The sequence below is a fragment of the Brevundimonas sp. EAKA genome (assembly GCF_000698025.1).
GTDB classification, from domain to species: domain Bacteria; phylum Pseudomonadota; class Alphaproteobacteria; order Caulobacterales; family Caulobacteraceae; genus Brevundimonas; species Brevundimonas mediterranea_A.
Map to the genome: position 1 here is coordinate 1 of NZ_JMQR01000088.1, position 13,106 is coordinate 13,106.

Here is a 13,106-nt window from a genome sequence, read left to right on the forward strand (position 1 = left end):
GCGTGGTCGAGGGCGCGACGGCGGCCCCGGACGGCGCGCCGTTCAGGGCGGCGGTGACATTGGCGGGCGCGCGACGGGTCGGGACGGTCGGCTGGGCTTGAGCCTAGGCCTGGGCGGCGGCGCGCTGACTGGCGGCGGCGCTGCGTTCCGATGGCGAGGGCGTGATCCGCGTCGGCAGAACGGCGGGCGCCGGAGCCGCCGTGTAGGCGACGGCGCTCGACTCGGCCCCGATGCCGTCTTCGTCATTGCCGATGGAGGCATAGGCGACGGGCGCGCTGGGCGACAGGGACTCGCCGCCGACGCCGAAGCCGCGTTGTTCGAAGAAGGCCTGGGCGATCTGGATGTTTTCGCCCTGGCTGCGACGACGCTCGACCTCGAAGCCGGTGTCCATCAGTTCGGCGACGTGGGCGTTGCGGCTGGCGCTGGAGCGGCCGCCCAGGACGACGGTGATCAGCCGGCGGCCGTCGCGCACCGCCGAGGCGGCCAGATTATAGCCCGAGGCGTTTGTGTAGCCGGTCTTCATGCCGTCATAGCCGTTTCCGGTCGGCAGCAGGCCGTTGGTGTTGCGATAGCTGCGACCGTTGTAGGCCCAATCGTGCAGGCCGAAGTATTTATAATACTGCGGGAAATCACGCATGATGGCGCGAGCCAGGATCGCCTGGTCGCGGGCCGAGGTCGTCTGGCGTGCGTCGGGCAGGCCGTTGGCGGTGAAATAGCGCGTCTGGGTCATGCCCAGCTGTTGCGCCTTCGCGGTCATCAGGGTGGCGAAGCGCGATTCCGAGCCGCCGATATGCTCGGCGATGGCCACGGCCATGTCGTTCGCCGAACGCACCGCAGTGGCCCGCATGGCGTCGTCCAGGGTGATGGTCTGGCCTGCGCCCAGCCCGAGTTTCGACGGGGGTTGCGCCGCCGCTTGCGGCGAGACCGTGAGGACGTCGTCGGCATGGACCTTGCCCTGAGACAGGGCCTCGAACGTCAGGTACAGCGTCATCATCTTGGTCAGGGACGCCGGATATCGGCGGCTGTCGGCGTGGCGCGAGAACAGCACCTCGCCCGACGCGGCGTCGATGACGATGGCGGCGTAGCGACTGTTTTCCTGCGACTGGGCCTCGATAGGCCTGACGTTCGCCCCAAGGACGAGCGAAAGCGCGAGAACGGCGAAAAGGCCACGACGGAGAAAGGCGATCATGGGCGGTTACGACCCTCGGTGAGCAGGGTGCGACAGGCCCCCCGGCCGACGCGATTAAAGGACTAGCATAGGAACTTGGGGTTTCATGGTGGTTAACCGGCCGTCAACGCGAATTTGAAGTGTCGAACCAGGTTATCGCCGTTCATATGCTGCGTTGCACAAAAATCTTGAATCGCCTTCGCACTTGCAGCATAACGGTCGCGGGCCAGTTCATCCGACGCCCCGATTTCGCCGTGCCTATTTCCCCCTCTTCCTTCCTCTGGAGACACGATCATGGCTGACAGCGCCGAAACCGTGAAGAAGACCGTCGAACAAACCGCCGCCAAGGCGAAGGCCCAGGCCGCCGAGTTCCAGGCCGCCGGCGCCAACGCCTTCCGTGAAGGCATCGAGAAGTCGGTGGCTTCGCTGGGCGAACTGAACGCTCACAGCAAGAAGAACCTCGACGCCATGGTCGAGTCGGCCACGGTGGCCCAGAAGGGCGCCGAAGCCCTGTCGCAACAGGCGCTCGGCTTCGCCAAGTCCGCCTGGGAAGACGGCGTCGCCGCCAGCAAGGAACTGTCGACCGCCCGTTCGGTGCAGGAGTTCTTCGAGCTTCAGACCAACTGGGCCAAGAAGTCCATGGAACGCTACATGTCTGAAATGACCCGGACGAACGAGATCGTCACCGCAACGGTCAAGGACAGCCTCAAGCCGATCAACGAGCGCGTCACCGCCTCGGTCGAGACCTTCCAGGCCGCCCGCTGATTTCGCGGCGATCCTGAACGGATTCGAAAGGCCCCGGGGTTCGCCCCGGGGTTTTTTCGTTCTGGGACCGTGGTTTGCGCTTCACGAAACCTGTGACTGGACGCCGCTTCAATTCAGGCCATCATTCCCTATCTGATAGAGAAGACGACTCCCCGATTACGGAACACGAATGCCCATACAAAGGCCCGGTGAAAACGGGGGAGGCGCAGGCGCCGCCACCGTCACCGAAACAAAGCCGAAGCTTCAGAAGCCCTCGCTCTATCGAGTGCTGATCCTGAACGACGATTATTCGCCGATGGAATTCGTCGTCTATGTGCTGGAGCGGTTCTTCCAGAAGAGCCGGGAAGAAGCCACCCGCATCATGCTGCATGTGCATCAGCATGGCGTGGGCGTTTGCGGCGTCTTCACCTACGAGGTCGCCGAGACCAAGGTCGCGCAGGTCATCGAGACCGCGCGCCGCCACCAGCACCCTCTGCAATGCACGATGGAAAAGGACTGAGAGGAGCCTCCCTATGCCTTCATTTTCCCGTCCTCTCGAAGAAACCCTGCATCGCGCAGTCGGCTACGCCAATGCGCGCAGGCACGAGTATGCGACGCTCGAGCACCTGCTGCTCGCGCTGATCGACGATCCCGACGCGACTGCGGTCATGAGCGCCTGCAATGTCGATCTGACCGCGCTCAAGGCCGCGCTGACGCTCTATGTCGATAATGATCTCGCCGCCCTCGCCACGTCCGACGGGGAGGAAGCCAAGCCGACCGCCGGTTTCCAGCGCGTGATCCAGCGCGCCGTGATTCACGTCCAGTCGTCCGGCCGCGAGGAAGTGTCCGGCGCAAACGTGCTGGTCGCCATCTTCTCCGAGCGCGAGAGCCACGCCGCCTATTTCCTGCAGGAGCAGGACATGACGCGGTATGACGCGGTCAACTTCATCGCTCACGGCATCGCCAAGAAGGCGGGCGCCAGCGAGACCCGCCCGGCCAAGGGCTCTTCACCCGAAGAGGCGGAGGACCAGTCGGCCGTCAAATCCGGCGGCGAGGCGCTGCAGGCCTATTGCGTCGACCTCAACGAGAAGTCGCGCCAGGGCAAGGTCGATCCGCTGATCGGGCGTCAGGCCGAGGTCGAACGCTCGATCCAGATCCTGTGCCGCCGCACCAAGAACAACCCGCTGCTGGTCGGCGACCCCGGCGTCGGCAAGACCGCCATCGCCGAAGGTCTGGCCCGCAAGATCGTCAACGGCGAGGTGCCCGACGTCCTGAAGGACGCCACCATCTATTCGCTGGACATGGGCGCCCTGCTGGCCGGCACTCGCTATCGCGGCGACTTCGAAGAGCGGCTGAAGCAGGTGGTCAAGGAGCTGGAAAGCCACGACAACGCCGTGCTCTTCATCGACGAGATCCACACGGTGATCGGCGCCGGCGCGACCTCGGGCGGGGCCATGGACGCCTCCAACCTGCTGAAGCCGGCCCTGGCCTCGGGTTCGCTGCGGTGCATGGGATCGACGACCTACAAGGAATATCGCCAGCACTTCGAGAAGGACCGCGCCTTGGTGCGTCGCTTCCAGAAGATCGACGTCAACGAGCCGACGGTCGAGGACACGGTGAAGATCCTGAAAGGTCTCAAGACCTATTACGAGCAGCACCACAAGGTCCGCTACACCGACAGCGCCATCCGCACCGCAGTGGATCTGTCGGCCCGCTACATGACCGACCGCAAGCTGCCGGACAAGGCGATCGACGTGATCGATGAGGCCGGGGCGTCGCAGATGCTGGTGGTCGAATCCAAGCGCAAGAAGGTCATCGGTCAAAAGGAGATCGAGGCCGTCATCGCCAAGATGGCCCGGATCCCGGCCAAGTCGGTGTCCAAATCCGACACCGAAAGCCTTCGCGAACTGGAGGTCGATCTGAAACGGGCCGTCTTCGGTCAGGAACAGGCCATCGAACAGGTTTCGGCGGCGATGAAGCTGGCGCGGGCGGGTCTGCGCGACCCGAACAAGCCGATCGGCAGCTTCCTGTTCAGCGGTCCGACCGGCGTCGGCAAGACCGAGGTGGCCAAACAGCTGGCTTCGACCCTGGGCATCGAGATGCAGCGCTTCGACATGTCGGAATATATGGAGCGCCACACCGTCAGTCGCCTGATCGGGGCGCCTCCGGGCTATGTCGGCCATGACCAGGGCGGGCTCCTGACCGACGCTGTCGATCAGCATCCGCACTCGGTGGTGCTGCTGGACGAGATCGAGAAGGCGCACCCGGATGTCTACAACATCCTGCTGCAGGTGATGGACAACGGCATGCTGACCGATGCGGTCGGCAAGAAGGTCGACTTCAGGAACGTCATCCTGATCATGACCACCAACGCCGGGGCCGCCGACAACGCCCGCGCCTCCATCGGCTTCGGCCGGGGCAAGGTCGAGGGCGAGGACGACAAGGCCATCCAGCGCCTGTTCGCGCCGGAGTTCCGCAACCGTCTGGACGCCATCGTGGCCTTCAAGCCGCTGCAGGCCGACACGATCCGCTCGGTGGTGACCAAGTTCATCCTTCAGCTGGAAGCCCAGCTGGCGGACCGCAACATCACCATCGAACTGACCGACGAGGCGGCCGACTGGCTGGCCAAGAACGGCTTCGACGAACTATATGGCGCGCGTCCGCTGGCGCGGGTCATCCAGGACTCGATCAAGAAGCCGCTGGCCGACGACATCCTGTTCGGGCGTCTGACGCGCGGCGGGCACGTCAAGGTCCAGCTGAAGGACGGCAAGATCGACTTCGACATCAAGAGCGCCGGCGGCGTGGCGGTGAAGTCGGAGGAAGAAGAGACGGCCTGATCGGCCTGATCGACGACGAATGGGAGGCCCGGGCGGAGACGCCCGGGCCTTTTTTCATGCGCAGAGCGCAAGGCGGCGGCATACTGGGCCGATGGGGCAGGTTGAACAGATTGAAGAGGCGGGGGCTTTGCTCGCCCAGGCGGAGGGGCGGCTGGCGGATGGGGATCTGCACGGCGCCTTTGCGGCCTACAAGGCGTGTCTGAAGGCGGCGCCCGATTTTGCGCCCGGACTTGCGGGCATGGGCCTGTTCCTGGCCGAGCACGGCGACTCGGGAACGGCGGCCCAACTGTTGAGCCAGGCGATGGCGGAGGGGGATGCGGCGGTGCGGTTGCGGGTCGCGCCGGCGTTCGCGCGCCTGCTGGAAGGGCTAAAGCCCAGCGCCTGGGATCCGGCGCTGGACCGCGATCTGCTCGTTTGTCTGAGCTCGCCCACCGTAGATCCGCAGACCCTGGCGCGCGTCACGGCGGAGACCCTGTTGTTGAAACAGGCCCGGTTCGACGGAACGGCGGCGACGCTGGAGGCCATGGGGCGCGACCCCTTGTGGCTGGCCTTCCTGTCGCGGTGCGTGAACGTCAGCGCCGCCATGGAGATGCGTCTCGACGCCGTGCGGACGGCGGTGGTCGAGGCGGCCGGCGCATTTGAATCTCCTGTCGGAGACCTGGTCGCCGCCCTGGGGATTAGCGGCTTCGCTTCCGAATATGTTGCACCGGTACAGGCAGCTGATGGCGCGGTCGCCATGCTGTCCCGGTCGCCCACCCTGTCAGAAGCGACGGCCTTGGGGGAGGGCGAACTTCAGGCGCAACTGATCCGCCGCGCCATCGACGAGCCCGCGCGGGAGCGTACTCTGGCCCAGTCCGTGCCAGCCTTGACGCCCGATGGCGCCGACGCCGTGTCCGAAGCGGTCAAGGGTCAGTACGAGGCTAATCCTTATCCGCGCTGGTCTGCGCCCCCCGCGCCCACGTCGCGAAGACTGTCCGACGCGATCGCAGCCCTGCCGAATCTTGATGGCAAGGCCTTCGCCGGTCGTGCGGAGACAGTGCTGGTCGCGGGGTGCGGCACAGGGTTCGAGCCCATCGACATGGCGCGGATGGACCCTTCGCTGGCGATCACCGCCATGGACCTGAGCCGCGCCAGCCTGGCCCACGGCATGCGGGTGGCGGAAGACCTCGGGCTGACGCGGGTTCAGTTCGTCCAGGGCGACATCCTGGCGTTGGACAAGATGCGAGCGCGGTTCGACGTCGTCACCAGCACGGGCGTAATCCACCATATGGCGCGGCCCGAGGACGGGCTGGCGCGGCTGGCGGGCGTCTTGCGGCCCGGTGGCGTGGTGCGGCTGGGCCTCTACAGCGAGCGGGCGCGGGCGGTGGTGCGGGCCGCGCATGACCTGATCCGGGCGCGGGGCTGGACGCCGGTCGAGGCGGACATCCGGGCGTTTCGCGCCCATGTTCTGGCCCTGCCCGACGGGGAGCCCTTGGCCGCGCTGAAGGAGAGTGCGGACTTCTACAGCCTCAGCGGCTGTCGCGACCTGATCTTCCATGTTCAGGAGCATCGCTACACGCCGCCGGAACTGGGCAGGCTGATCGCTGGGGCAGGGCTGCGGTTGGTGGGTTTCGAAGCTTCACCTGAGGCGAGGGCTGCCTTCAACTCGGCGTTTGGGGCGGCCGACCCTCTGGATCTGAGCTTGTGGGACACGCTCGAGGCGCGACGCCCCACTCTTTTCCATGGCATGTACCAAGTCTGGGCCCAGGCAGGCGGCGCGCATTGACAAATCATAACCTTGAAGTTATCGGTTAACTCATCACTGTCGCGTTATGGGTTTCATGTCTGCCTCGCACGAACTGCTTTTCACGACCTTGGCTGATCCGACCAGACGCGGACTTTTCGAAAGCCTGTGTCGTGAGGGAGAGCAGACGGTGCACGCGCTTACTGCACAGTCCGGCGTTTCCCAACCTGCAGTCTCAAAACACCTCGGCGTCCTCAAGCAGGCAGGCCTGGTGCGCGATCGTCGCCAAGGACGAGAAACCCATTACAGCGCGCGCGCCGACGCCCTCGCGCCGCTGAACGACTGGACAGGAAGAATGACCGACTTCTGGCGAGGTCGGTTCGACGAACTCGACAATCTATTCCAGAGGATGGACCAATGACCGAGGTTGCAACCCAAATTCGCTCTGTCGTCATCGAGAGGGAGTTTCCCTATCCGCCGGAGAAGATCTGGCGCGCACTGACGCAGCCCCACCTGATCGCAGAGTGGCTGATGAAGAACGATTTTCAGGCCGAGCTCGGCCACGCCTTCGAGTTTCGCGGAGATTGGGGGGCGGTATCCTGCAAGGTTCTGGAAATCGAACCGAACAGAACCCTGACCTACAGCTGGTCCGCCCATGGCCTTGAAAGCGTGGTGACCTGGACGCTTGCGCCTTCGGCTACGGGCGCGAGTTTGCGAATGGAGCATTCGGGCTTTCAGGACGACCAAGACCAATTCTATCAGGGCGCAAAGACAGGATGGGCGCATTTCCTCGCTTCGCTCGACCCGGTGCTGGCGCGATTGGACTGAGTTCCGACGCCGGGGCGCCGAATCCGCGCAGGGGGCGGGACTCAGCCATTTCCTTTGAACGGCGACAGTTCCTCGGTCATCTCCAGTCTTTGAGCCTCGACAGCCGGGCCTTCGCGTCGGAGATAGTCGGCCACCGGACCGCGCAGCGCGGGGTCGGCGATGAAATGGGCGGAATAGACAGGCGAGGGCAGATAGCCGCGCGCGATCTTGTGCTCACCCTGTGCGCCGGCCTCGACGCGGGACAGGCCGCGCGCAATGGCGAACTCGATGGCCTGATAATAGCAGAGCTCGAAATGCAGGAAGGGCACGTCTTCCAGCGTGCCCCACTGGCGGCCGTACAGGGCGTCGCGGCCGATGAAGTTCAGGGCGCCGGCGATGGGTGTCCCATCGCGGAAGGCCATGACGAGGGCGATGCGTTCCGCCATCGTCTGGCCGACCCGGGCGAAGAAGTCCCGCGTCAGATAGGGCCGGCCCCATTTGCGGTCGCCCGTGTCCAGGTAGAAGGCGAAGAAGGCGTCCCAATGGGCCTCGGTGATCTCGGCGCCGGTCAGGACGCGGATGTCGAGATCGGCCTGGGCGTCGCGGCGTTCGCGGCGGATGGTCTTGCGCCGGTTGGCCGACAGGGCGGCCAGGAAGTCGTCGAAGGTCTGATAGCCGTCGTTGCGCCAGATGAACTGGATGTCCTGGCGCGGCAGCAGACCGGCCTGCGCCATGTCCGTCCACTCGACTTCGGTCGGGAAGTTGATGTGCAGGGACGACACCCCCAGCCGCTCGACCAGGGTCAGAGCGCCTTGAAGTAGGGCTTGCCTCACCGTTGCGGCGTCTGTGTCAGTGTGACTGAGGAAGCGCGGGCCGGTCGCCGGGGTGAAGGGCACGGCGCCCAGCAGCTTGGGATAATAGCGTCCGCCGGCGCGCTCATAGGCATCGGCCCAACTGTGGTCGAAGACGTATTCGCCCTGGCTGTGGCCCTTCAGATAGAGGGGCATGACGCCGAGGACGGCGTTGTCCTCGTCACGCAGGGCCAGATGGCGCGGCGCCCAGCCTTCCTGAGGGGCCGCGCTGCCCGAAGCCTCGCAGGCGTGCAGGAAGTCGTAGGAGACGAAGGGGTCGCCGGTGGGACGCGCGCAGGCGTCCCAGGCCTCGCGGCCGATGTCGGCGATCCCCTCGTGGACCGTGAGGGTGAAGGTCAACGGATCTCCACGATGGCGTCGACTTCGACGGCGAATCCGAGCGGCAACTTGTAGACGCCCACGGCCGAGCGGGCGTGGCGGCCGGCGTCGCCGAACACCTCGACCATCAGGTCCGAGCAGCCGTTGATGACGGCGGGAATGGCCTCGAAATCCGGACCGGCCTGGACGAAGCCGCCCAGTTTCACGATCCGCACCACCCGGTTCAGGTCGCCGTCGCAGGCGGCCTTGATCTGGGCCAGCAGGTTGATCCCGCACAGGCGGGCGGCGGCGTTGGCCTGGTCCGGCGTCACGTCCACGCCGACCGTGCCCTTGACCCCGCCCGAGGCGTCGTTCGACAGCTGGCCCGACACATGGACCACGGCGCCCGTCTGGACAAAGGGCACATAGTTGGCCACCGCCTTGGCGGGTTCGGGCAGGGTGATGCCGAGTTCGGCGATGCGGGCGTCGATGCTCATGATGTCTCCTTGATCTGGTCGGCGGTTTAGCGCGGCGCAAGGGCGGCGTCACCGGTCGCGTGGCTTTAAAGCTTCGCCAACCGGGCCGTGTCATGGTGTGGCCCATGGATCTGCACCTGACTCCCGACGTCTCCGCCTTTCAGGCCGTTCTGGCGCGACTGTCGCCCGAGGATCGGGCGCGCGTGGACGCGGCTGTGGAGCCGGCGGCGGTCAGAGCCGCCGAGGCTGCGCCCCACTGGGACTTCGAAATGCCGGCCAAGGCGGTGGACGGCCTTCTGGGGCCGAGCGTGTCGGACGACGTGCGACGCGGCCTGGTCGCGGCCTGGGCCCTGGGTCTGCCGGACCGGGTGAAGGCCATGGCCCTGCCGGCCGAGGTCCTGGCGCTCTACCCCTACTGGATCGACCAGCTCGCCGCCTTTCTGAGCAAGGCCGAGGGGGATTACGACTTCGATCACTGGTCCAAGGACGTGCGCTTTTCCCTGGCGCTCAGCGTGCCGGGCGCCAAGAGCCAGGTGATCGACCTCAGTTCACCGGTCGGTCCGGGACAGATCATCAAACATGTCCGCGAGGGCTGGGGCTTCGGCCCGCTGTTCCGCTATCTGGCGGCGGGGGCGAAACGCGAGCCCTGGCTGGAGGTCCATACCGAGAGCCGCTGGCTGCGCGGCTTCAATGAGGACGGCTGGAACGAGGCCTGGGCCACGGCGGCGGAAATCTGCCGGACGCGGCCGGAACTGGCGGGGATGATCGGCTCCAGCTGGTTCTATGATCCGCCCCTGACCGAGATCAGCCCGCGCCTGGCGCACCTGCGGCTCAACCCGCTGAAGGGCGGCGCCTTCATGGTTCACCAGGGGCCGGGCGAGATCCATACGGAGCGGGCCGGAACGGCCTCGGCGTCGCGTAAGGCCTTGATCGACAGCGGTGAATACACCGCGCGGTCGTGGCTGATGGTCTGGCCGAGGAAGGAGCTGATCGCCTGGGCGGATCGGCGGAAGATGGAAGAGGCCGCTTCTCATCAAGCGTAGGCGCAAGTGACGGCGGTGGCTAATAGGCCGCCATCGCCCACGCCGCCGCGACCGGCTGTATGTCCAGACCGGCCGCTTTGGCCAGGCGGATCAACCGGTCGATATCCTCAGGGCGGCAGCCGTAGGGGGTGGGAGCGTCGCTGACGTCATGGCCGTAGGCGATCAGCCAGCCCCTAGACGCCGCCGTGTCTGCGACCATCTGTTCCAGATCATAGCCGGGCAGGCGGCGGCTCTCCAGCCCGACAGCCTGCAACAGATTGCGGTCCACGCGGCCGGCGTTGATCCCGTCGCGCACGCCGCGGCCGCAAAGGAAGCGGCGGTCGATCACCGGCTTGGCCCCAAGGGCGCAATCGCCGAACGGATAGGCGAAGCTGAGCATCTGATAGTCGTCCAGACGTTCCGACACCCAGGCGGCGTTTCGGGCCAGGCTGGCGTCCAGTTCGGCGGGCGACAGGGTCAGGGTCGAGACGTGTTCATAGGTATGGCAGCCGACCTCGTGCCCGGCCTCGTGCAGGGCCTGGAGGTGTTCGGTCTCGAACTGCGGCAGGTCCAGATTGCGACCGCCCGACAGGCCGCCGCAGACATAATAGGTGGCCTTGACGCCATGCTCGGCCAGGATCGGCCCGGCCTCGAGCCAGGCCGAGGCGGGGATGTCGTCGAACGACAGGCTGAGGACGCCGCGCGCGGGCTGGATCATCTCCGCGCGGACGTCGAGGTAACGGCCGGCGCGGCGGCGCATCTTGTCGATGAAGGCGTTCATCCCGCCCTTATGGCCGAAAGGGGCTTAAGGCCGGGTTTCAGACGACGACGGGCTGGGCCGTCAGGCCGCGCACGCCGAAGACGCGGCGATAGCGTTCGATCTCGGCCGGATCGCCGACGGCCTTTTCCGGGTTGTCCGACAGTTTGACCGCCGGCCGGCCGCCGGCCTCCGCCACCTTGCAGACCAGGGAGATGGGCTCCAGCTCGGGCGCGAAGGCCGGCGAACAGTCGCGGAAGTCGTTGGTCAGATTGGTGCCCCAGCCGAAGCTGAGGCGGGCGCGGCCGTGGAAATGGGCGTGGGCGGCTTCGATGCCGTCGATGTCCATGCCGTCCGAGAAGATCAGCAGCTTCTCCTTCGGATCGCGGCCGTGGGCGCGCCACCAGTCGATCAGCCGTTCGCCCGCCGCGATGGGCGGCGCCGAGTCGGGGCGGAAGCCGGTCCAGTCGGCGACCCAGTCGGGAGCCTGGTCCAGGAAGGCCTCGGTGCCGAAGGCGTCGGGCAGGACGACCAGCAGATTGCCGCCATAGTGGCGCCGCCATTCGTCCAGCACCGCATAGGGGGTCCGGGCCAGGGCCGCGTCGTCGGGCGCCAGGGCGGCCAGGACCATCGGCAGTTCGTGGCCGTTCGTGCCGATGGCTTCCAGGTCGTTCTCCATGGCGTGAAGCACATTGGAGGTGCCGATGAAGGCCTGGCCCAGCCCCTCCTTGAGCGCCTGTATGCACCAGCGCTGCCACAGAAAACCGTGGCGACGGCGGGTGCCGAAGTCGGACAGGGCCAGATCGGGCAAGCGCCGCAACCGTTCGACCTTCGACCAGAGCCGAGTCTTGGCGCGGGAATAGAGGACATCCATCTCGAACCGGCCCAGCCGCCGCAGACCAACGCGGCAGCGCAGTTCGTTCAGGATCGCCAGGGCCGGAATCTCCCACAGCGTCACCTCGGCCCAGGCGCCCGCGAAGGTCAGGACATACTGGCCGTCCTGAACCGACAGGTCGTAGTCGGGCAGGCGATAGTCGGTCAGCCAGCCGATGAAGTCGGGCGAGAAGATTTGCTTCACGCCATAGAAGCTGTTGCCCGCCAGCCAGACCAGTTCCTTGTTGGTGAAGCCCAGGGTGCGGGCGTGATCCAGTTGTTCGCGCAGGGCGCCAATGTCGATTTCGTCGGCCAGGCGGACGGACCGGGTGCGGTTTATGACCTGGAAGACGACCGGCGTGTCGCGATGCTCGCGCCAGATCATCTGCAGCATCAGCAGCTTGTAGAAGTCGGTGTCCAGCAGGCTGCGGACGATGGGGTCCAGGCGGAAGCCGTGGTCGTAGGCGCGTTTGGCGAGATCCATGCCGCTTCCTAGGGCTTCAACGCCCGCCCCGCCACCACGGCGTCCTTGCCGAATTTTTCGCGCAGGGCGTCGATGGCGCGTTCGGTTTTCAGGGCGCGGGTCTCGGGGGTCTGGAACAGGCCGGCGGGGGCGTCGTCGGCGTCCTGGATGTCGGCCATGCCGATGCCGATCAGCCGGTAGGGCGGACCCAGTTCCGGCTTCAGCAGGTCGCGGCCGGCGGCGAACAGGGCGCGGGCGGTCTGGATCGGATCGGCCAGTGTGACGCGGCGGGTAATGATCTTGAAGTCGGTGCGCCGCAGTTTCAGCACCAGAACGCGGCTGGCGACGCCGTCGCGCCGGGCCTTGGACGCCAGCTTCTCGCACAGGGGCCAGAGCTCGGCCTCCAGCGCCTCCTGAGAGCTCAGGTCTTCGTTGAAGGTCGTTTCGGCGCTCATGCCCTTGCGGTCGCGCTCGGGGTTCACCGCTCTGGCGTCGCGGGCGTGGGCCAGATCATGCAGGCGCAGGCCCGATTCGCCGTAGCGCTTGACCAGGTCGCGCAGGTCCGCCTTCGCCAGGTCGCCGATGGTGGCGAAGCCGTCGCTGCGCAGCGCCTTGCCGAACACCGGGCCGACGCCGGGCAGGGCGGTGACGGGGCGCGGCGCCAGAAGAGCCTGGGCGTTGGCGGCGCCGACGACGGAAAAGCCCCGCGGCTTGTCCATCTCCGACGCCATCTTCGCCAGGAAGCGGTTGGGGGCCAGGCCGATGGAGACCGTCAGGCCGGTTTCTTCCTCGATCTGTTTCTGGAAGCGAATCAGCTGAAACGCTGGCGGGCCGCCGTTCAGCCGCTCGGTCCCCGAAAGGTCCACCCAGGCCTCGTCCAGCGACAGGGGCTGGATCAGGGGCGTCAGCCGGCCCAGGGCGCCGAGGATGCGTTCCGACTCAAAGACATATTTTGCGAAGTTCGGCTTGATCACCACGGCCTCTGGACAGGCCTTCAGCGCCTTGAACATCGGCATGGCGCTGCCGACGCCGTACTGGCGCGCGACATAGCAGGCGGTGGACACCAC

13 protein-coding genes are annotated in these 13,106 nt (G+C 66.3%); 7 read left to right on the forward strand and 6 right to left on the reverse strand.

The features are described 5' to 3' along the window. Window positions 1–103: 103 nt before the first annotated feature. Complete coding sequence (locus ER13_RS12205; protein WP_035309628.1) at window positions 104–1,189, reverse strand: D-alanyl-D-alanine carboxypeptidase family protein; 1,086 nt, start codon at window positions 1,187–1,189, stop codon at window positions 104–106. Window positions 1,190–1,462: 273 nt separating this feature from the next. On the opposite strand from ER13_RS12205, the gene ER13_RS12210 reads away from it, so the two are divergent. From ER13_RS12210 to ER13_RS12230, 6 genes are all read left to right on the forward strand, one after another. After that, window positions 1,463–1,933 carry a phasin family protein gene (locus ER13_RS12210; protein ID WP_008261352.1) on the forward strand — a complete coding sequence of 157 codons (471 nt, stop codon included), beginning with the start codon at window positions 1,463–1,465 and terminating at the stop codon, window positions 1,931–1,933. Between the two features lie 169 nt (window positions 1,934–2,102). Next, entirely contained in the window at window positions 2,103–2,432 is a 330-nt protein-coding gene (gene clpS / locus ER13_RS12215) for an ATP-dependent Clp protease adapter ClpS (protein WP_035309618.1), read from the forward strand. 13 nt (window positions 2,433–2,445) lie between these two features. Next, entirely contained in the window at window positions 2,446–4,749 is a 2,304-nt protein-coding gene (gene clpA / locus ER13_RS12220) for an ATP-dependent Clp protease ATP-binding subunit ClpA (protein WP_008264041.1), read from the forward strand. Window positions 4,750–4,840: 91 nt separating this feature from the next. After that, window positions 4,841–6,514 (forward strand): bifunctional 2-polyprenyl-6-hydroxyphenol methylase/3-demethylubiquinol 3-O-methyltransferase UbiG, encoded by a 1,674-nt coding sequence (locus ER13_RS12225; RefSeq protein WP_035309619.1) that lies wholly within the window; start codon window positions 4,841–4,843, stop codon window positions 6,512–6,514. A gap of 55 nt (window positions 6,515–6,569) precedes the next feature. Further along, on the forward strand, window positions 6,570–6,893 hold the full coding sequence (locus tag ER13_RS17995) for a helix-turn-helix transcriptional regulator (protein ID WP_081836223.1): 324 nt from the start codon (window positions 6,570–6,572) through the stop codon (window positions 6,891–6,893). Beyond that, window positions 6,890–7,300, forward strand: a complete 411-nt coding sequence (locus ER13_RS12230) for an SRPBCC domain-containing protein (RefSeq protein ID WP_035309620.1) — start codon at window positions 6,890–6,892, stop codon at window positions 7,298–7,300. The genes ER13_RS17995 and ER13_RS12230 overlap by 4 nt, the downstream gene beginning before the upstream one ends. A gap of 41 nt (window positions 7,301–7,341) precedes the next feature. Here the strand turns inward: ER13_RS12230 and ER13_RS12235 are convergent, their stop codons facing one another. After that, on the reverse strand, window positions 7,342–8,490 hold the full coding sequence (locus tag ER13_RS12235) for a GNAT family N-acetyltransferase (RefSeq protein ID WP_035309621.1): 1,149 nt from the start codon (window positions 8,488–8,490) through the stop codon (window positions 7,342–7,344). Beyond that, on the reverse strand, window positions 8,487–8,945 hold the full coding sequence (locus ER13_RS12240) for a RidA family protein (RefSeq protein ID WP_035309623.1): 459 nt from the start codon (window positions 8,943–8,945) through the stop codon (window positions 8,487–8,489). The genes ER13_RS12235 and ER13_RS12240 overlap by 4 nt, the downstream gene beginning before the upstream one ends. Window positions 8,946–9,049: 104 nt before the next feature. Between ER13_RS12240 and ER13_RS12245 the strand changes: the two genes are divergently transcribed. After that, the gene (locus ER13_RS12245; protein WP_035309630.1) at window positions 9,050–9,967 is read left to right on the forward strand and encodes a hypothetical protein; all 918 of its coding nucleotides are present in this window, start codon (window positions 9,050–9,052) and stop codon (window positions 9,965–9,967) included. Window positions 9,968–9,986: 19 nt separating this feature from the next. Here the strand turns inward: ER13_RS12245 and ER13_RS12250 are convergent, their stop codons facing one another. The 3 genes from ER13_RS12250 to ER13_RS12260 form a co-directional block, all read right to left on the reverse strand. Then, a complete protein-coding gene (locus tag ER13_RS12250; protein ID WP_008260473.1) occupies window positions 9,987–10,727 on the reverse strand; it encodes a polysaccharide deacetylase family protein in 741 nt (246 codons plus the stop codon). 37 nt (window positions 10,728–10,764) lie between these two features. Further along, on the reverse strand, window positions 10,765–12,060 hold the full coding sequence (locus ER13_RS12255; protein WP_035309625.1) for a nicotinate phosphoribosyltransferase: 1,296 nt from the start codon (window positions 12,058–12,060) through the stop codon (window positions 10,765–10,767). A gap of 8 nt (window positions 12,061–12,068) precedes the next feature. After that, window positions 12,069–13,106: DNA polymerase IV (locus tag ER13_RS12260; protein ID WP_035309626.1), on the reverse strand; the 1,038-nt coding region annotated here is incomplete at its 5' end.